Consider the following 18,421-nt stretch of genomic DNA (forward strand, 5'->3'; position numbering starts at 1 on the left):
AGTGTCGGCTGTGCCGGGCTCATCCGAGCAGCACCTCGTGCTCGGCCGGCTCGACCGCCGCCGCCTGCGCCGTCGTCGGCCGGCCGCGCCGCCGCACCACCCGCCCGCCGGCCGCCAGCAACGCCACCACCAGGAACGAGCCGATCGCCACAAGCACCACCGAGGCGCCGGGCGCGGTGTTGGCGGTGGCGGCCACCCAGATCCCGGCCCCGGCGGCGAACAGGCCCAACGCCATGGCCGCCGTCATGGTGGACCGGAAACCGCGCGTCACCTGCTGGGCGGTGGCCACCGGCACCACCATCAGCGCGCTGATCAGCAGCACCCCGACCGCCCGCATGGCGATGGTCACCGTGACCGCGGTGCCCACCGCGATGAGCAGGTTCAACGCCCGCACCGGTAGGCCGGACACCCGCGCGTACTCCTCGTCGTGGCAGACCGCGAACAGCGCCGGACGCAGCACCAGCATGGTCACCAGCAGCACCGCGCCGAGCACGCCGATGGTGACCAGGTCGCCCGGCGACGTCGTGGTCAGGGACCCGAAGAGGTACGCGTTGAGCGACCCGCTGCTGGCGTCGGAGAGCCCGACAAGCATCACGCCGCCGGCGATCCCGCCGTAGAACAGCAGCGCCAGCGCGAGGTCGCCGGAGGTGCGCCCGTACGCGCGGACCAGCTCGATGACGACCGCGCCGAGCGTCGCGGCGAGCACCGCCACCAGTACGGGGGAGCGGTTGAGCAGCAGCCCGGCGCCGACGCCGGTGAGCGCCACGTGCCCGATCCCGTCGCCGATCAGCGCCAGCCGGCGCTGCACCAGGTAGATGCCGAGCGCCGGGGCGGCCAGCCCGATGACGAGCGCGCCGACGAGCGCGCGGAGCATGAAGTCGTACTGGAAGAGGTCCATCTCAGATGCCCGTCCAGAGCCCGGCGGGCTCCTCGTCGCAGTGCGGGTGGACGTGTTCGTGGTCCGGGTCGGCGTGGTGGCCGGCCGGCTCGGGCACCGCGCCGTCGTGGGCGATCCCGCCCCGGTGCACCACCACCGCCCGGCTGATCAGCGGGCGCAGCGGCCCCAACTCGTGGGCGACAAGCAGCACCGTGCCACCGCCGTCGCGGAACGTCCGCAGGGCCCCGGCGAACGCCTCCTGGCTGGCCGCGTCCACCCCGGCGGTCGGCTCGTCGAGCACCAGCAGCTCCGGCCCACCGGCAAGCGCCCGGGCGATCAGGACGCGCTGCTGCTGACCGCCGGAGAGGGTGGCCACCGGATCACCGGCCCGGTCGGCGAGCCCGACCGCGCGCAGCGCCTCCGCCACCGCCTCCCGGTCCGCCCGCCGAGCCGGCCGGAGCACCCCCCGGCGGGCCAGCCGCCCGGACGCCACCACCTCGGCCACCGTGGCGGGTACGCCGCCGCCCGCGCCGAGCCGCTGCGGGACGTACCCGATGCGGTGCCACTGCCGGAAGCGGCGCTGTGGGGTGCCGAACAGGGTGACCGACCCGGCGCCCAGCGGCACCAGGCCGAGCGCGGCGCGGACGAGCGTCGACTTGCCGGAGCCGTTGGCGCCGAGCACGGCGACCACCTCACCGGCGGCCAGCGTCAGGGAGACGTCGCGCAGCACCGGCCGGCCGTCGTAGCCGACGGTGGCGTGCGTGACCTCGAGCACGTGTGCGGTCATGAGCAGTCCAGGGCGGTTCGCAGGGTCTGGAGGTTGGCGCGCATCGCGGAGAGGTAGTCGCCCTCGGCGGGTGGTCCCTCGATCGGGTCCAGGACGGCGGTCCTCGCGCCGACCTCACGGGCGATCGTCTCGGCGACCTTCGGGCTGACGAGCGTCTCGAAGAAGATCGTGCCGGCCTGGTGCTCCCGCGCCTCCTTCGCCACCTCGGCGAGCCGCTGCGGGGACGGCTCGGACTCGGGGGTGAGGCCGGTGAGGCCGATCTGCTCCAACCGGTAGCGGTCGGCCAGGTAGCCGAAGGCGGTGTGGCTGGTCACGACCTCCCGGCGCTTGCAGGTGCGCAGGCCCTCGGCGTACTCGGTGTCGAGTGTCGTCAGCTCGCCCCGCAGCGCGCCGGCGCGTGCGGTGTAGTCGGCGGCGTGGTCCGGGTCGACCGCGCCGAGGCGCTCGGCGAGCTTGTCGCCGACGGTGGCCAGCCGGGTCGGGTCGAGCCAGAGGTGCGGGTCCTTGCCGCCGCCCTCCTCGTGCCCGGCCTCCTCCCGGTGCCCGCCCTCGCCCTCGTGCTCGTGGCCCCCGGCGGCGGCGTCCCGCAGCGGCGCCACGCCCGCCACGTCGAAGGCGCGGTCGCCGCCGTTCTGCTCGACCGCCTCGTCCACGGCCGGCTGGAAGCCGGTCAGGTAGACGATCAGCTCGGCGTCGACCACCTGGCCGACCTGGCGGGGGTTCAACTCCAGGTCGTGCGGCTCCGCGCCGGGCCTGGTCAGGTTGCCGACGACCACCCGGTCGCCGCCGATCCGCTCCGCGAGGAACTGGAGCGGGTAGAACGCGGCCACCACGTCGACCCGGTCCGGGTCGCTTCCCCCACCCCCGCCGTCCGAGCAGGCGGCCAGGCCACCGAGCGTGAACAGGGCGGCGGTGGCGGCGGCCAGGGCGCGGGGCGTGGCACGAACGGTCATGGGACCAACTGTCCGCGATAACGAAAATTATTGTCAAAAACGCATGATTGCATGTCTGCGCAGGTCAACCGGTGCTGCTCAGGCGACAAGCAGCTTGGCCAGCGCCACCGCGATCAGCAGGGTGAGCATCAGCAGCCGCAACATCCGGGTCGCCGGCGCCTGCACCGGCCAGGTGACCGACATCAACCAGACCAGCCCGGCGGCCAGCACCAACAGCAGGACGCCGCCGGCCGGGCCGGGCGCGAAGAGGCCCACAAGCACCAGCACCAGCGCGGCGAGGAACACCGTCGTCGGGTTGAGCCGGGCCAACCGGGACAGCACGGGACTCTGCGTACGCTGCATGCCACAGACTCTACGAGGAGGAACGCCGTGCTTGTCACCAACCGGTTCGTGGTGGAAGCCGAAACGGTGGACGAGTTCACCCGGGAGGCGCACGCCGCGCTTGCCGCGCTCGCCGCCCGACCCGGCTACCTGCGCGGCGAACTGCTGCGGGCACTCGACGACCCGGCCCACTGGTGCCTGATCACCGAGTGGGAGTCCGTCGGGGCGTACCGGCGCGGGCTCGGCGGATTCGACGTCAAGGTCACCGCCGTGCCGCTGCTCGCCCGATCGGTGGACGAGCCGTCGGCGTACGAGACGCTCGCCAGCGCCGCCCCGCAGGGTGAGATCGTCGTCGCCGCAAGCGATCGTGCCGCAGGTCCTTACCGCTGACTCCCGGGGCACTACCCTGGCGCGTATGACCGCTCCCGGACCGGCCGCGCCACCCCCGCCACCCGTGCCGCCCGGCGCGCCGCCGGCGGACCCGGGCGTGCCCGCGCCGCCGCCCGGTCCCGGCGTCGCCCCGCCGTTCGCCGCCCCACCGACCGAGGGGCGGCGGGCCCGGCTCTGGCTCGCCCTCGGCGTCGGCGCGCTTGCCGTGCTGCTCTGCTGCGGCGGGGGCGGCGCCGCGGTGATCGGCCTCGCCGTGAGCAACGTGCAGGCGGTCGGGGAGCAGGGCCGGGCGGTCACCGACGACTACTACCAGGCGCTCGTCGCCCGGGAGTGGGCCAAGGCGTACGCCCAGCTCTGCGACGACGCCCGGCGGCGCGAGTCCCGGCCCGAGTTCGCGCAGCGGGTCGCCACCGAGCCGCAGATCTCCGGCTACCGGGTCGGCAAGGTCGACACCACCACGCTCACCGTGCCGGTGGACGTCACGCTCGCCGGCGGCCGGCGGGAGGCGCAGACCGTCACGCTGGCGCCCGACCGGCAGACCGGCGGCATGGAGGTCTGCGGGGTCAGCTGACCGGACCCCGGTATTCTGCTGGGCTCGGGGCCGAGGCGGTCGTACCGTGGTCCCATTCCATCCAACTCGACCGCGCCGACCGCCAGCCGGCGTAGGAGGAAACATGCCAGCCGACCGAATTGACGCCGTCGTCAGCCTCGCCAAGCGCCGAGGCTTCGTCTTCCCCTCCAGCGAGATCTACGGGGGCACCCGGTCGGCGTGGGACTACGGCCCGCTCGGCGTGGAGCTGAAGGAGAACGTCCGCCGGCAGTGGTGGAAGACCATGGTCCAGCAGCGCGACGACGTCGTCGGCCTCGACTCCGCGGTCATCCTGGCCCGTAAGGTCTGGGAAGCGAGCGGCCACATCGCCGAGTTCGTCGACCCGCTGACCGAGTGCCAGTCCTGCCACAAGCGGTTCCGCGCCGACCACCTGGAAGAGGCGTACGAGGCCAAGCACGGCAAGCCGCTGACCTCGCTCACCGAGCTGAACTGCCCCAACTGCGGCAACAAGGGCACCTTCACCGAGCCGAAGATGTTCAACGGCCTGATGAAGACCTACCTGGGCCCGGTGGAGAGCGACGAGGGCCTGCACTACCTGCGCCCGGAGACCGCCCAGGGCATCTTCGTCAACTACAAGAACGTGGAGACGGTCGCCCGCAAGAAGCCGCCGTTCGGCATCGCGCAGACCGGCAAGTCGTTCCGCAATGAGATCACCCCGGGCAACTTCATCTTCCGGACCCGCGAGTTCGAGCAGATGGAGATGGAGTTCTTCGTCGAGCCGGGCACCGACGAGCAGTGGCACGAATACTGGCTCTCCGAGCGCTGGAACTGGTATCTCGACCTGGGCCTGTCCGAGGAGAACCTCCGCTTCTACGAGCACCCCAAGGAGAAGCTCTCCCACTACTCGAAGCGCACCGTCGACATCGAGTACAAGTTCCAGTTCGGCGGCACCGAGTTCGCCGAGCTGGAGGGCATCGCCAACCGCACCGACTTCGACCTGTCCACGCACAGCAAGCACTCCGGCGTCGACCTGTCGTACTTCGACCAGGGCAAGGGCGAGCGCTGGATGCCGTACGTGATCGAGCCGGCCGCCGGCCTGACCCGCGCGGTGCTGGCGTTCCTGCTTGAGGCGTACGACGAGGACGAGGCGCCGAACACCAAGGGCGGCGTGGACAAGCGCACCGTCATGCGGTTCGACCCGCGGCTGGCGCCGGTCAAGGTGGCGGTGCTGCCGCTGTCCCGCAACGAGGCACTCTCGCCCAAGGCCAAGCAGCTCGCCGCCGACCTGCGCAAGCGGTGGGTGGTCGAGTTCGACGACTCGCAGGCGATCGGCCGCCGCTACCGCCGGCAGGACGAGATCGGCACCCCGTTCTGCGTCACGGTCGACTTCGACACGCTCGACGACGACGCGGTGACCGTCCGAAACCGGGACACGATGGCTCAGGAGCGCGTCGCCCTCGACCAGGTGGAGCGCTACCTGATCGAGCGCCTCCCCGGCTGCTGAGGGTGTAAGGCGGGGGCCCTTCTTAACGCATTTGGTAGAGGAAGGGCCCCCGCTTAACACCCCGCCGGCGGGGTGGCCCGCACCGCGACGGTTGCGGCGAGGCCCCGGCGGGAAGCGTGCGACTGCTCCACCATCTGGCGTACCCGCCGTGGCTCGCGTCGGATCTGCGCCGGGGTGAAGTGCAGGATCATCACCCCGAGCCGGCTCAGCTCGTTGTGGCGGTCGAGCGTGCGCGCCCAACCGTCCGGGCTCAGGTGGTACTCCCGCGAGTCGACCTCCAGCGCCAGCGCCGACTCGGCAAGGTAGCCGTCGGGTGTCGGGAGGGTGCACCCGTCACCTGTCGTCAGTCGTGGGTTCCAGAGGATCTCCGGGAGCAGCCGGCTCCCGGCGAGACAGTCCCGCAACTCGGCCTCCGGCGCGGAGCGGGCGCCGGCGGTCACCTCGTGGAACGCCTTCCGGATCAGCGCCGTACGGCTGCGCCGGGCCCGGATGATCTCCTCGTCCAGGGCGGCCAGGTCGGTGAAGCTCCGTTGGACGGCCTCGGCCACGATCGCCCGTACCGTCCGCAGGTCGCGCAGGTCACGGGCGGCGTCGACGACGGCCCGCGCGGGCGAGCAGACCGGGTAGTGGGCGGTCATCCGCGCCTTCGGATCGAGGGACAGGGCCCGGGACACCAGCACGTGACCTGTCGACTTGCGGCTCGTCTCATGTGGGACGAGCAGATGTACGTCGGTGGTCCGCGGACTGTATCGGAAGCCGTACCAGGAGAGCGCGGACAGCCCGGTCAGCTGGGCGCCCCGGCCGGCGTACAGGGCCGCGGAGATCCGCCGCTGCTCGTCGGTCAGCACGCCGGTGACCAGGGCGTACGTTGCCGGCAGCACGCGCTGCCAGCGGCCCCGGCGGGTCTGCCGGTAGATGAACATGTCGTCGTAGCCGGCTTGCAGCAGTTGGACGCGCGTGACCAGATCCTGCTGGTGGTGCGCGACATCCGCCAGCCGGGGTGGGTGATCGACCATGCGGCAAGCGTGGGCGACGGGCGGGCGTTCGTGCTGCCCGCCGCCCACGTCCTGTGGACAACCGCCCGCTTGTGGAAAGCCCGCAGCTCACCTGGCGCTGTGATATGCGCCGTGTTAAGCGGGGCCCCCGCCTATGCAGAAAGCGTTAAGCGGGGGCCCCTCCTTACACTTGGGCGGTGAGTGAGTTGAGGATCGGGCCGTATGCGGTGTGGCCGCCGGTGGTGCTCGCGCCGATGGCCGGCATCACAAACGTCGGCTTCCGGCGACTCTGCCGCGAGCAGGGCGGCGGCATCTACGTCTGCGAGATGATCACCACCCGGGCCCTGGTCGAGCGGAACCCGAAGACGCTCCGCATGATCGCCTTCGGCGCCGAGGAGAAGCCCCGCAGCCTCCAGCTCTACGGCACCGACCCGGAGATCACCGCCGCCGCCGTGCGGATCGTGGTCGAGCGGGACCTCGCCGATCACATCGACCTGAACTTCGGCTGCCCGGTCCCGAAGGTGACCCGCCGGGGCGGCGGTTCGGCCCTGCCGTGGCGACGCCGGCTGTTCGCCCGGCTGGTCCGGGCCGCGGTGGACGCCGCGTCCCCCGCCGGGGTGCCGGTCACGGTCAAGATGCGCAAGGGCATCGACGACGACCACCTGACGTACGTCGAGGCCGGGCTCGCCGCCCAGGACGCGGGCGTCGCGGCGGTCGCCCTGCACGGGCGTACGGCCGCGCAGCGCTACTCGGGCACCGCCGACTGGGACGCCATCGCCACGCTCAAGGCGGCGCTCGACGTTCCGGTGCTCGGCAACGGCGACATCTGGGAGGGCGAGGACGCGCTGCGGATGGTCGCGCACACCGGCGTGGACGGCGTGGTGGTGGGGCGCGGCTGCCTGGGCCGGCCGTGGCTCTTCGCCGACCTGGAGGCGGCCTTCGACGGCCGTACCGACCGGCGGCTGCCCACCCTCGGCGAGGTGGCGGTGACCATGCGCCGGCACGCCGAGTTGCTGGTGGAGCAGTTCGTGGCCGGGGCACGCACCCCGGCCCGGGGCGAGCGGGACGGCTGCACCGACTTCCGCAAGCACGTGGCCTGGTATCTGAAGGGCTTCCCGATCGGCGGCGAGCTGCGCCGCTCGCTCGCCATGATCGAAAGCCTGGCGCAGCTCGACGACCTGCTCGGCAAGCTCGACCCGGCCGTGCCCTTCCCGGTCGAGACGCTCGGCCAGCCGCGGGGCCGCACCAACTCCCCGGGCAAGGTCTTCCTGCCCGACGGCTGGCTGGCCAGCCGCGACGACGACACCCCGCCGGAGGGCGCCGAGCTCGACGACTCCGGCGGCTGATCCCGGTACGCGAAAGGGCCCGACCCCCGTTGCGGGGTCGGGCCCGTTCGCCTGTGTCAGGAGGTCGAGTAGCCGCGGGTGGCGATCCAGTCGGCGAGGTTGTCGACGCTCATCCGGTAGGAGGCCATGTTCGGGTTGGCGCTGTCGGCGATGGTCACGACCTTGCCGTTGTCGCGGTAGCCGATGACGCTGATGTAGTGGCCGCCCTCGAAGGAGTGCGTGTTGCCGTCGGTGTCGGTGGCGGTGCCGACGATGTTGGCCACGACCGCTCGACCGTTGTCCACGGTCTTGACCACGTCGGCGCGCAGCGTCTCGGTCTGCTTCTCGTCCGCCTTCGAGCTGCGGATCTCCACCGAGCGGTAGGCGTCCTTGGCGCCGGTCTCCTTGTTCAGCACCGGGGTGATGTCGTTGATGCTGTTGGTGCCGCTCTCGGTGGTGCCCATCTCGCGGGCCATGGCGTCCACGTCGATGTTCTTGCCCTGCACGGACAGGGCGTTGCGGGCGGCGGCGGGACCGCAGAAGTAGAAGTTGGGCTGCGCCTCGTAGCGCACGTCCAGCTCGCGCTCGCCGTGGCCGCCCTTGCGGTCGGCGACGACGACGGCGGCCTTCTGGGCCGGGGCGGCGTGGGCGGCGATGGCGGGTCCGGCGATGCCTCCGGCGGTGGCGGCGATACCGGCAGCGGTCAGAACGGTCTTACGCAGCAGAGTGGTAGCCATGATCGGTTGCCTCCCTGGTCGGGGGTACGCGGCAGGGGGTGCCGCGTGGGGGAACGGACCGGCTCGGCGGCTCGGGGGTGTAACGACCGGCGGCCCGGGGTCATTCCCCACCGGCTCCGGCCGGGGCGCGGGCGGGCGGCGGGCGGGTGCGGCGCGGTCAGCCATGTACAACGCCCCGACCCCGACAGCGATTCCACCGCCACGGTGACGCCCACCACCCGCCCACCCGTCCACGTTGCGACGAATGTCCCCCAGCGTCCGTTTCGCGGGCCGTCCGGGCGGGGCGGTGGGATGGTCAGGGGGTGGTGGGTGTGGTTCCGCGGGTGGGCTGGGTGGGGATGGGGGTGTGGGTGTGGGGCCAGGGGATCTCGGGGGAGGGGTGGAAGGTGATCCCGGCAGTTCTCCAGCGGGGGCCCTGGCCGGCGAGCCGCTCCCGGAAGCCGGCCCAGTCGTGTGTCGAGCGGGGTGACCAGCCCAGCTCGGCGATGGCGGGCAGGCGTGGGAAGAGCATGAACTCGACCTCGGCGCGGGTGGTGACCGACTCGGTCCACAGCGGCGCCTCCACGCCCAGCACGGCCTCGGCCGGTACGCCGTGGACGTGACCGTCGGGATCCCAGTCGTACGCCCGGCGTACGTCGATGAGGCCGGCCCAGTCGTGTCCGATCGGCGTGTCCGGGGCGTACTTCATGTCCAGGTATGCGTGGTTGGCCGGGGAGAGGATCAGTCGAGCGCCCCGGCGTACCGCGTCGGCCGTCTCCGGGTCGTCGCCGTTCGTGCCCCACCACTGGAGGACGCGCCCGTCGGCGTGCCCGGCGGGGGCGAGCTGGTGCCAGCCGACGACTGTCTTACCGGTGGCCGCGACCAGGGCCTGGGCCCGCTCGACGAAGGCCCGGTAGCTCTCCGCCGGCACCTTGAACGCCTCGTCGCCGCCGAGGTGCAGCCACGGACCGGGAGTCAGCGCGGCCACCTCCCCGAACACGTCGGCGAGGAAGGCGTACGTCCGCTCGTCGGCCGGGTCGACGTAGCTGAAGCCGACCTCGGTGTCCGTGTACGGCGGCGGCGCGATCTTGCTGGGTGCCAGCTCGGGGTATGCGACAAGCGCCGCGTTCGTGTGCCCCGGCAGGTCGATCTCGGGCACCACTGTCACGTGGTGGCGGGCGGCGTACGCGACGATGCGCCGGTAGTCGTCCCGGCTGTACCAGCCCCCGGGGCCGCCGCCGACCGCGGTGGCGCCACCGACCTCGGCGAGTCGGGGCCAGGAGTCGACGGCGATCCGCCAGCCCTGGTCGTCGGTGAGGTGCAGGTGCAGGTGGTTGAGCTTGTAGCGGGCCAGGTGGTCGATCACCCGCAGCACGTCCGCCACCTCGAAGAAGTGCCGGGCGACGTCGAGCATGACGCCCCGGTAGGCGAAGCGCGGCCGGTCGACGATCGTGCCGCCGGGCACCGTCCAGCGCTCTCCGGCCGGGGTAGCGCTCTCGATCGCCGTGGGCAGGAGCTGCCGCAGCGTCTGCGCGCCGTGGAACAGGCCGACCGCCGTGTCGGCCGTGATCCGGACGCCGCCGGCCGTGACGTCGAGGCGGTAGCCCTCGTCCCCGAGCCCACCGCCGCCGTCCGGCCCCGCGACGAGCCCGCCGTCCGGCCCCGCGACGAGCCTCGGCCCCGCGACGAGCCCCGGCCCGCCGCCGTCCGACGCGAGGGTGAGCGTCAGCGGACCGTCCGCGTCGGGAGTCGTGGTGTCGGTCACCGGGAGCGGGTAACCGGTGGCCGGTCGCAGCCAGCCGGCGAGGTGCTCGGCCACGTCCCGGCCGGCGGGGTCCACCCGCAGCGCCGCGTCGGCGCGCAGGGTGAAGTCGCCGGTCGGGTCGGGCCGGACCCGCTCGGGGGCGGGCACCACGTCGTGGAGGCGGACCGGCGCGGGCGGGGCGAGCAGGTCGGCGGCCTGGCCGCTGGCGACGCCGGCCAGCTCGGCGGCGTCCGTGGGGACACCGGGCAGGCGGTCGACAGGGGTCGGACCAGCCGACGTCGGGCCGGTCTCGGGGCTGGTGGGGCTGGTCGGCACGGCAACGCTCCGAGGGGTATTCGCGCGGGATATGGCAAAGGTGAGGTTCGGCGATATCCAGTGCCGTCAAGAGTACGAGGTGAATCGGAATTGCGTGTTCCTGCTCATGGAAGCGTTCCCAAAAACCGGTACGGACGCGGGCAGGGGTGACTGTTGTGCCAATAGTCACCGAACGGTCCCAGGTCCCGCGAAGTTCGCTTAACCTTCGCCCACCGATCGCTGACGAGCCGGGATTGCCGGTGGTCGCTCCCGGGGTATGTCCGAACTGAACCTTCGTTAAGTGTCAATGGCGCGCGTGGGAGGCTCTGGTGGCATCGCAAGAAACGGTCGAGCACAAGTACGTCTACGACTTCGCCGAGGGCAACAAGGACCTCAAGGACCTGCTCGGTGGCAAGGGGGCCAACCTGGCCGAGATGACCAACCTCGGCCTGCCCGTCCCGCCCGGTTTCACCATCACCACCGAGGCATGCCAGGCGTACCTGACGACCGGGCGCGAGCCGGACGGGCTGGCCGGGCAGATCGAGACGCACCTGGAGGCGCTGGAACGCGAGATGGGCCGCCGCCTCGGTGACCCGGACGACCCGCTGCTGGTCTCCGTACGCTCCGGCGCCAAGTTCTCCATGCCCGGCATGATGGAGACCGTCCTCAACGTCGGCCTCAACGACCGCAGCGTGATCGGCCTGAGCAGCCAGGCCGGTCAGAACGACAGGTTCGCCTGGGACTCCTACCGGCGGCTGATCCAGATGTTCGGCAAGACCGTCTGCGAGGTGCCGGGCGAGGAGTTCGAGCACGCGCTCGACGAGGCCAAGCGCGCCAAGGGTACGCACGACGACCTGGACCTGGACGCCGACGACCTGCGCGGGCTCGTCGACACGTACAAGAAGATCTTCGCCAAGCACACCGGGCGGGAGTTCCCGCAGGAGCCCCGGGAGCAGCTCGATCTGGCCATCCGCGCGGTGTTCGAGTCGTGGAACGCGGAGCGGGCGGTGCTCTACCGCCGGCAGGAGCGCATCCCGGCCGACCTCGGGACCGCCGTCAACGTGGTCTCCATGGTCTTCGGCAACCTCGGACCGGACTCCGGCACCGGCGTCGCGTTCACCCGCGACCCGGGCAGCGGCGCGCAGGGCATCTACGGCGACTACCTGGCCAACGCGCAGGGCGAGGACGTGGTCGCCGGCATCCGCAACACCGTGCCGTTGCAGGAGCTGGAGCAGCTCGACAAGACCTCGTACGACGAGTTGCTCGGCATCATGGCCCGGCTGGAGGAGCACTACAAGGATCTCTGCGACATCGAGTTCACCATCGAGCGCGGCAAGCTCTGGATGCTCCAGACCCGGGTCGGCAAACGTACCGCCGCCGCCGCGTTCGTCATCGCCGGGCAGCTCGTCGACGAGGGCCTGATCGACCTGGACGAGTCGCTGCACCGGGTCAACGGCGCGCAGCTCGCCCAACTGATGTTCCCGCGCTTCCAGCTCGACCACGAGTTCGAGCCGGTGGCCAGCGGCATCGGCGCGTCACCGGGCGCCGCGTCCGGCAAGGTGGTCTTCACCTCGGCCCGCGCCGTCGAGCTGGCCGCCGAGGGGGAGGCGGTGATCCTGGTCCGCCGGGAGACCAACCCGGACGACCTCACCGGCATGATCGCCGCCCAGGGCATCCTCACCTCGCGCGGCGGTAAGACCAGCCACGCCGCAGTGGTGGCCCGGGGCATGGGCAAGACCTGCGTCTCCGGCGCCGACGAGCTGGAGGTGAACGTCCCGGCGAAGAGGTTCACCGTGGGCGGGCACACCGTCGGCGAGGGTGACGTGATCTCGATCGACGGCACCACAGGCAAGGTCTACCTGGGCGAGGTGCCGGTCATGCCCTCCGAGGTGGTGCAGTACTTCGAGGGCAGCCTCGACCCGGAGCACATCGACAACCCGCTGGTCCGGGCCGTACACCGGATCATGACGCACGCCGACTCGGCGCGGCGGCTGCGGGTCCGGACGAACGCCGACACCGGCGCGGACGCGGCGCGGGCCCGGCGCTTCGGCGCCGAGGGCATCGGCCTGTGCCGGACCGAGCACATGTTCCTCGGTGACCGTCGGGAGCTCGTCGAGCGGCTCATCCTCGCCGGCGGCGGCCGGGAACGGGAGGACGCGCTGGCCGCGCTGCTGCCGTTGCAGCGCGACGACTTCGTGGAGATCTTCCGGGAGATGGACGGACTGCCGGTCACCGTGCGGCTGATCGACCCGCCGCTGCACGAGTTCCTGCCGCCGTTGGAGCAGCTCGCGGTGAACGTCGCGGTCGCGCAGGAGCGCGGCGAGGACGTGGCGAAGGAGGAGGCGCTGCTGTCCGCCGTCCGGCGGATGCACGAGGAGAACCCGATGCTGGGCCTGCGCGGGGTCCGGCTCGGCCTGGTCATCCCGGGCCTGTTCGCGATGCAGGTCCGCGCCATCGCCGAGGCCGCCGTCGCGGTGGCCCGCGACGGCGGGTCGGCCCGTCCGGAGATCATGGTGCCGCTGGTCGGGGCCGTGCAGGAGCTGGAGACGGTACGCGCCGAGGCCGAGCGGATCATTGCCGAGGTGGTCGGGGACAGCGGCGTCGAGGTGCTGATCGGCACGATGATCGAGGTGCCCCGGGCGGCGCTCACCGCCGGGCAGATCGCCGAGGCGGCCGAGTTCTTCTCCTTCGGCACCAACGACCTGACCCAGATGGCCTGGGGCTTCTCCCGCGACGACGTGGAGGGCGCGTTCTTCTGGCGCTACCTGGAGCTGGGCATCTTCGGCATCTCGCCGTTCGAGTCGATCGACGCCGACGGGGTCGGCCGGCTGGTCCGGATCGCCGCCGAGGAGGGCCGGGCGGCCCGGCCCGGGTTGAAGCTCGGCGTCTGCGGCGAGCACGGCGGTGACCCGGACTCGGTGCACTTCTTCCACTCCGTCGGGCTGGACTACGTCTCCTGCTCGCCGTTCCGGGTGCCGGTGGCCCGGTTGGAGGCCGGCCGCGCGGCCATCAGCACGACCGGCTCCGACTCACGCTGAGCACGTCCGGGCGGGCCGTCGGTGACCACCGGCGGCCCGCTGGCGCGCCAATCCGGGCACTCCGGCGTAACCTGAGCTTCCGCCACGTGTTGATCGGGAGGGATGGCCGCATGACCGCCGTCTGGGAGAACCTGACCGTCGACGCCCAGGACCCGTCCCGGCTCGCCCGTTGGTGGGCCGAGGCGCTCGGCTACCAGGTGATCACCGACAAGCCGGACGAGGTGGAGATCCGCCGGACGCCCGACTCCCTCCCCGGCATCGTCTTCGTCCCGGTCTCCGGGCCGAAGCAGGGGAAGAACCGGCTGCACATCGACCTGCGCCCGACCGATCTGGAGGCTGAGGTGGAACGGCTCGTCGACATGGGCGCGCGGCACGTCGACCTCGGGCAGGGCGACGTGGAGTGGACCGTGCTGTCCGACCCGGAGGGCAACGAGTTCTGCGTCCTGCGGGCGCGTGCACGCTGACGACGCGGCCCGGCTGGTCGCCGAGGCGCCCAAGGACACCGGGTACGGCCGGTCGCCGTTCGAGCGGGACCGAGCCCGGGTGCTGCACTCGGCGGCGTTTCGTCGGCTCGCCGCGAAGACCCAGGTGCACACCGCCGGCACCGACGACTTCCTGCGTACCCGGCTGACCCACTCGCTCGAGGTGGCGCAGGTCGCCCGCGAGATGGGCGCCCGCCTCGGCTGCGACCCCGACGTGGTGGACACCGCCGGGCTGGCGCACGACCTGGGCCACCCACCGTTCGGCCACAACGGCGAGTACGCCCTGGACGAGCTGGCCGGCGCCGTCGGCGGCTTCGAGGGCAACGCGCAGACGCTGCGCGTGCTCACCCGGCTGGAGGCCAAGGTGCTCACCCCGGCCGGGCGGTCCGCCGGGCTCAACCTCACCCGGGCCACGCTCGACGCGGTAGGTAAATATCCGTGGCCGCGCCGGCCCGGTGAGCGCAAGTTCGGGGTGTACGCCGACGACGGTCCGGTCTTCGACTGGCTGCGCGCCGGCGCCCCGCCAGGTGGCCGGCGCTGCCTGGAGGCCCAGGTGATGGACTGGGCCGACGACGTGGCGTACTCGGTGCACGACGTCGAGGACGGCATCCACGGCGGGTACGTCGACCTGCGCCCGCTGCTCGCCGACCCGGACGAGCGGCGGGCGCTCTGCGCCGACGTGGCGTCCGCCTACTCCGGCGAGGGGCCGGAGGACCTGGGTGAGGTGCTGGCCGAGTTGCTCGCCGAGCCGGCGCTCGCCCCGCTCGCCACGTACGACGGGAGCCATCGGGCGATGGCCGCGCTGAAGGCCACCACGAGTGTGCTCACCGGCCGGTTCGTGTCGACGGTGGTGGCCGCCACCGAGGCGCGCCACGGCGCCGGGCCGCACCGCCGCTATGCCGCCGACCTGGTGGTGCCGCGTCGGATCCGGGCGCAGTGCGCGCTGCTCAAGGGCATCGCCCTGCGCTACGTGATGCGCCGCCCGGGCGCCCGGGGTCGTTACGACAGGCAGCGGGCGATCCTGGCCGAGCTGGTTGCCGCGCTGCTGGACCGGGCCCCGGACGCGCTCGATCCGGTCTTCGCCCCGCTCTGGCGCGACGCTCCGGACGACGCCGCCCGGCTGCGCGTGGTGATCGACCAGGTGGCGTCGCTCACCGATCCGGCGGCGCTGGCCTGGCACGCCCGCCTGGTGTCGCCGAGCTGACCGCCCGGCCGGCGGACCGGGCCGCTCGGTTAGGGTAGCCTAACCCGCATGACGGAACGCCCGAAGTCGCTCACCGCCGCCACTGTCGTCCGGACCGCGCGGCCCACCCCGCACCTGATCCGGCTCGTGCTTGGTGGCGCCGAGCTGACCGGCCTGCCGGTGGGCGCGTACACCGACCACTACGTGAAGTTCGTCTTCCCGCCGGACGGGGTGACCTATCCGCACCCGATCGACATGGCGACCATCAGGCGCGAGTTCCCGGCCGAGCAGTGGCCGCGGCTGCGCGCGTACACGGTGCGGGCCTGGGACGCGACGGCCGGCGAGCTGACCGTGGACGTGGTCTATCACGGCGACGAGGGCCTGGCCGGCCCGTGGGCGGCCGGGCTGCGCCCGGGCGACCGGGTCCTGTTCGCCGGGCCCGGTGGCGCGTACGCGCCGGACCCGATGGCCGACTGGCACCTGCTGGCCGGCGACGAGAGCGCGCTCCCGGCGATCGCCGCCGCCCTGGAACGGTTGCCGGCTGGCGCGCCGGCGAAGGTCTATGTCGAAGTGGAGGGTCCGGCCGACGAGCTGCCGCTGACCAGCGCGGGCGCGGTCGAGCTGCGCTGGCTGCACCGCGCCGGACGGCCGGCGGGCGAGCCGCTCGTCGAGGCGGTCGCCGCGTTGGAGTTCCCGCCGGGTCGGGTGCACGCGTTCGTGCACGGCGAGGCCGGCGCGGTCAAGGAGTTGCGCCGGTTGCTGCGGGTCGAGCGCGGCGTGCCCCGGGCCGACCTGTCCATCTCCGGCTACTGGCGACGCGGCCTGGACGACGAGGGCTGGCGCTCCACCAAGCAGACGTGGAACGCCGAGGTCGAGGCCGAGGAGGCCGCCGCCGTCCCGGCCTGACCGCCCCGCCCCCGCCCCCCGACCCCGACGTCGATCTTGGACTTGTGGCACCGAAGAAAAGGTGCACAAGCCGCAAACGTTGGCACCACAAGTCCAAGATCGACGGGGCCGGCCTGGGCTGGAGGAGCTACCCGGGGGCGCACCGTTCGAGCATGGAGCGGGTGTGTATCTGCATGTAGTAGAGGTGCTACATTCTGGGGCATGACTGCGACCGACTCTCTGGATGCCGTCGCGCCGACCGGGCCACCCGACGAGGATCTCGTCCTCGACGTGCGGGATCTGCGCATGCGCTACGGTGCCGTCGACGTGCTGCACGGTGTCGACCTCACCGCCCGGCCCGGCGAGGTGGTCGCGCTGCTCGGGCCCAACGGCGCCGGCAAGACCACCACCATCGAGATCCTGGAGGGCTTCCGGCTGCCCTCGGCCGGCACGGTCCGGGTGCTCGGCGTCGACCCGGCCCACGGCGACGAGCGGTGGCGGGCCCGGCTCGGCGTCGTGCTCCAGTCCTGGCGCGACCACGGCAAGTGGCGGGTCGGGGAGCTGCTGGCCCACCTCGGCGACTTCTACGCGCCGTACGCGACCGACCGGTTCCGGCGGCCCTGGCCGGTCGACGACCTGCTGGCCACGGTGGGGCTGACCGCGCACGCCGACACCCGGGTGGCCCGGCTCTCCGGCGGGCAACGCCGCCGGCTCGACGTGGCGGTAGGCATCGTGGGCCGGCCGGAGCTGCTCTTCCTGGACGAGCCGACGGTCGGCTTCGACCCGGCGGCCCGGCGCGAGTTCCACGAGCTGGTGCACCGCCTCACCGACACCGACGCGACCACCATCGTGCTGACCACCCACGACCTGGCCGAGGCGGAGAAGCTGGCCGACCGCATCCTCATCCTCGCCGGCGGCCTGATCATCGCCGAGGGCTCACCGGACCAGTTGGCCCGCCGCGTCGCCGGGGACGCCGAGATCCGGTGGACCCGCGACGGCGAGCGCTACGTGCATGCCACCGCCGACGCCACCGGCTTCCTGCGCGACCTGCTCCGCGAGCACGGCGACCGGGTGCGGGAGCTGGAGGTGCGCCGGGCCAGCCTGGAGGACGCCTACCTGGCGCTCGTGCACGAGGAGGAGACCGGGATCCGCACCGGCCGGGCCGAGCGGGTGTGGCAGCAGGAGGCGACGCGATGAACCCGACCACCAACGCGCTTCGGGCCGGCGTGCGGCGCGGCCTGATCGAGCTGCGCGCCACGTTCACCAACGGCCAGGACCTGTGGAACTACCTCTTCCCGACGGTGGTGCTGCTGGTCGCCATGTTCTGGATGCGCGGCTCGACCGTGCCGGGCACGGACTTCTCCCTCGGCGCCCGGACCCTGCCCAGCGCGCTCGGCATGGGCATGCTCTTCGGCGGCTTGCTCGGGCTGGCCCAGCAGCTCATCGTGGACCGGGAGGACGGCACGCTGCTGCGCGCCAAGGCGATCCCGGACGGCATGCTCGGCTACCTCGTCGGCAAGCTGGTGCTGATCTCGGCCGTCTCGCTGATCGGCCTGGCCATCCAGCTCACCCCCGGCCTGTTCCTCCTGGACGGGCTGCGGCTCGGCGACCCCGGCGCCTGGCTCACCCTGGCCTGGGTGGTGCCGCTCGGGCTGGTGGCGACGCTGCCGCTGGGCGCGGTGATCGGCTCGGTGATCGAGAACCCGCGCAACATGGGCCTGGTGGTCCTCCCGATCTTCGGCCTGATCGCGCTCTCCGGCATCTTCTATCCGATCAACGACCTGCCCGGCTGGGTGCAGGGCGTGGCCCAGGTCTTCCCGCTCTACTGGCTAGGCTTGGGCATGCGCTCGGCGATGCTCCCGGCCGACCTGGCGGCGGTCGAGCTGGGCGGCTCCTGGCGGCACCTGGAGACGCTCGGCGTGCTCGGCGCCTGGGCGGTGCTCGGGCTCGTGCTGGCCCCGGTGGTGCTGCGACGGATGGCCCGCCGGGAGTCCGGCTCGCGGGTCGCGGCCCGGCAGGAGCGGGCCATGCGGCGGGTCGGATGAGAGGGCGTCGATGAGCGAGACCGTGCACAACCGCATCTCGGTGCTGCGCGCCGAACGGGGCATCTCCCGCCGGCAGCTCGCCGACGCGCTCGGTGTGCACTACCAGACCGTCGGTTACCTGGAACGCGGCGAGTTCCGGCCCAGCCTGCACCTGGCGCTGCGCATCGCCGCGTACTTCGAGGTGCCGGTCGAGGTGGTCTTCTCCATCGAGCCGTTCCCGCGGATCGGCGACGCCCCGGCCGTCCGCTCGGCCTGAGCCCGGGTGCGGGCGTCGTGGGCCACACGCCCGTGCCCCCGGCCGCCGGATCGTC

General features: G+C 72.6%; 18 protein-coding genes. 11 read left to right on the plus strand and 7 right to left on the minus strand.

Going from position 1 to position 18,421, the window contains the following annotated elements; all coding sequences use genetic code 11:
• Positions 1–19: 19 nt before the first annotated feature.
• From SM450_RS20775 to SM450_RS20790, 4 genes are all read right to left on the minus strand, one after another.
• On the minus strand, positions 20–898 hold the full coding sequence (locus SM450_RS20775; protein WP_474621409.1) for a metal ABC transporter permease: 879 nt from the start codon (positions 896–898) through the stop codon (positions 20–22).
• 1 nt (position 899) lies between these two features.
• Entirely contained in the window at positions 900–1,664 is a 765-nt protein-coding gene (locus SM450_RS20780; RefSeq protein WP_474621410.1) for a metal ABC transporter ATP-binding protein, read from the minus strand.
• Positions 1,661–2,617 carry a metal ABC transporter substrate-binding protein gene (locus SM450_RS20785; RefSeq protein WP_474621411.1) on the minus strand — a complete coding sequence of 319 codons (957 nt, stop codon included), beginning with the start codon at positions 2,615–2,617 and terminating at the stop codon, positions 1,661–1,663. Before SM450_RS20785 ends, SM450_RS20780 begins: the two co-directional genes overlap by 4 nt.
• A gap of 78 nt (positions 2,618–2,695) precedes the next feature.
• Positions 2,696–2,959 carry a DUF6703 family protein gene (locus SM450_RS20790; RefSeq protein WP_474621412.1) on the minus strand — a complete coding sequence of 88 codons (264 nt, stop codon included), beginning with the start codon at positions 2,957–2,959 and terminating at the stop codon, positions 2,696–2,698.
• Between the two features lie 27 nt (positions 2,960–2,986).
• Between SM450_RS20790 and SM450_RS20795 the strand changes: the two genes are divergently transcribed.
• The 3 genes from SM450_RS20795 (at position 2,987) to SM450_RS20805 (ending at position 5,382) form a co-directional block, all read left to right on the plus strand.
• A complete protein-coding gene (locus tag SM450_RS20795; protein WP_474621413.1) occupies positions 2,987–3,328 on the plus strand; it encodes an antibiotic biosynthesis monooxygenase family protein in 342 nt (113 codons plus the stop codon).
• A gap of 97 nt (positions 3,329–3,425) precedes the next feature.
• Positions 3,426–3,899, plus strand: a complete 474-nt coding sequence (locus tag SM450_RS20800; RefSeq protein WP_474621557.1) for an Rv0361 family membrane protein — start codon at positions 3,426–3,428, stop codon at positions 3,897–3,899.
• 103 nt (positions 3,900–4,002) lie between these two features.
• Positions 4,003–5,382 (plus strand): glycine--tRNA ligase, encoded by a 1,380-nt coding sequence (locus tag SM450_RS20805; protein WP_474621414.1) that lies wholly within the window; start codon positions 4,003–4,005, stop codon positions 5,380–5,382.
• A 53-nt stretch (positions 5,383–5,435) separates the two neighbouring features.
• Here the strand turns inward: SM450_RS20805 and SM450_RS20810 are convergent, their stop codons facing one another.
• The gene (locus SM450_RS20810; RefSeq protein ID WP_474621415.1) at positions 5,436–6,398 is read right to left on the minus strand and encodes a type IV toxin-antitoxin system AbiEi family antitoxin domain-containing protein; all 963 of its coding nucleotides are present in this window, start codon (positions 6,396–6,398) and stop codon (positions 5,436–5,438) included.
• Between the two features lie 176 nt (positions 6,399–6,574).
• Here SM450_RS20810 and dusB point away from each other — a divergent pair, with 176 nt between their 5' ends.
• Positions 6,575–7,723, plus strand: a complete 1,149-nt coding sequence (gene dusB, locus SM450_RS20815; RefSeq protein WP_474621416.1) for a tRNA dihydrouridine synthase DusB — start codon at positions 6,575–6,577, stop codon at positions 7,721–7,723.
• A 56-nt stretch (positions 7,724–7,779) separates the two neighbouring features.
• On the opposite strand, the gene SM450_RS20820 is transcribed toward dusB, so the two are convergent.
• Together SM450_RS20820 and SM450_RS20825 are read right to left on the minus strand one after the other, a co-directional pair.
• Positions 7,780–8,439: a C39 family peptidase gene (locus SM450_RS20820; RefSeq protein WP_474621417.1), complete on the minus strand. Its 660-nt coding sequence runs from the start codon at positions 8,437–8,439 to the stop codon at positions 7,780–7,782.
• Positions 8,440–8,734: 295 nt separating this feature from the next.
• Complete coding sequence (locus SM450_RS20825; protein ID WP_474621418.1) at positions 8,735–10,498, minus strand: family 20 glycosylhydrolase; 1,764 nt, start codon at positions 10,496–10,498, stop codon at positions 8,735–8,737.
• A gap of 308 nt (positions 10,499–10,806) precedes the next feature.
• On the opposite strand from SM450_RS20825, the gene ppdK reads away from it, so the two are divergent.
• From ppdK to SM450_RS20860, 7 genes are all read left to right on the plus strand, one after another.
• Positions 10,807–13,515, plus strand: coding sequence for a pyruvate, phosphate dikinase (gene ppdK / locus SM450_RS20830; RefSeq protein WP_474621419.1), 2,709 nt, complete (start codon positions 10,807–10,809; stop codon positions 13,513–13,515).
• Positions 13,516–13,625: 110 nt separating this feature from the next.
• Positions 13,626–13,979 (plus strand): VOC family protein, encoded by a 354-nt coding sequence (locus SM450_RS20835; protein WP_474621420.1) that lies wholly within the window; start codon positions 13,626–13,628, stop codon positions 13,977–13,979.
• Positions 13,969–15,201, plus strand: coding sequence for a deoxyguanosinetriphosphate triphosphohydrolase (locus SM450_RS20840; protein WP_474621421.1), 1,233 nt, complete (start codon positions 13,969–13,971; stop codon positions 15,199–15,201). Before SM450_RS20835 ends, SM450_RS20840 begins: the two co-directional genes overlap by 11 nt.
• 48 nt (positions 15,202–15,249) lie before the next feature.
• Complete coding sequence (locus tag SM450_RS20845) at positions 15,250–16,086, plus strand: siderophore-interacting protein (protein WP_474621422.1); 837 nt, start codon at positions 15,250–15,252, stop codon at positions 16,084–16,086.
• Between the two features lie 285 nt (positions 16,087–16,371).
• Positions 16,372–17,262 carry an ABC transporter ATP-binding protein gene (locus SM450_RS20850; protein ID WP_474621558.1) on the plus strand — a complete coding sequence of 297 codons (891 nt, stop codon included), beginning with the start codon at positions 16,372–16,374 and terminating at the stop codon, positions 17,260–17,262.
• Positions 17,259–18,110: an ABC transporter permease gene (locus SM450_RS20855; RefSeq protein ID WP_474621423.1), complete on the plus strand. Its 852-nt coding sequence runs from the start codon at positions 17,259–17,261 to the stop codon at positions 18,108–18,110. The genes SM450_RS20850 and SM450_RS20855 overlap by 4 nt, the downstream gene beginning before the upstream one ends.
• 10 nt (positions 18,111–18,120) lie before the next feature.
• Positions 18,121–18,366: a helix-turn-helix transcriptional regulator gene (locus tag SM450_RS20860; protein WP_474621424.1), complete on the plus strand. Its 246-nt coding sequence runs from the start codon at positions 18,121–18,123 to the stop codon at positions 18,364–18,366.
• Positions 18,367–18,421: the final 55 nt, after the last annotated feature.

The organism is Micromonospora marincola (assembly GCF_056150385.1).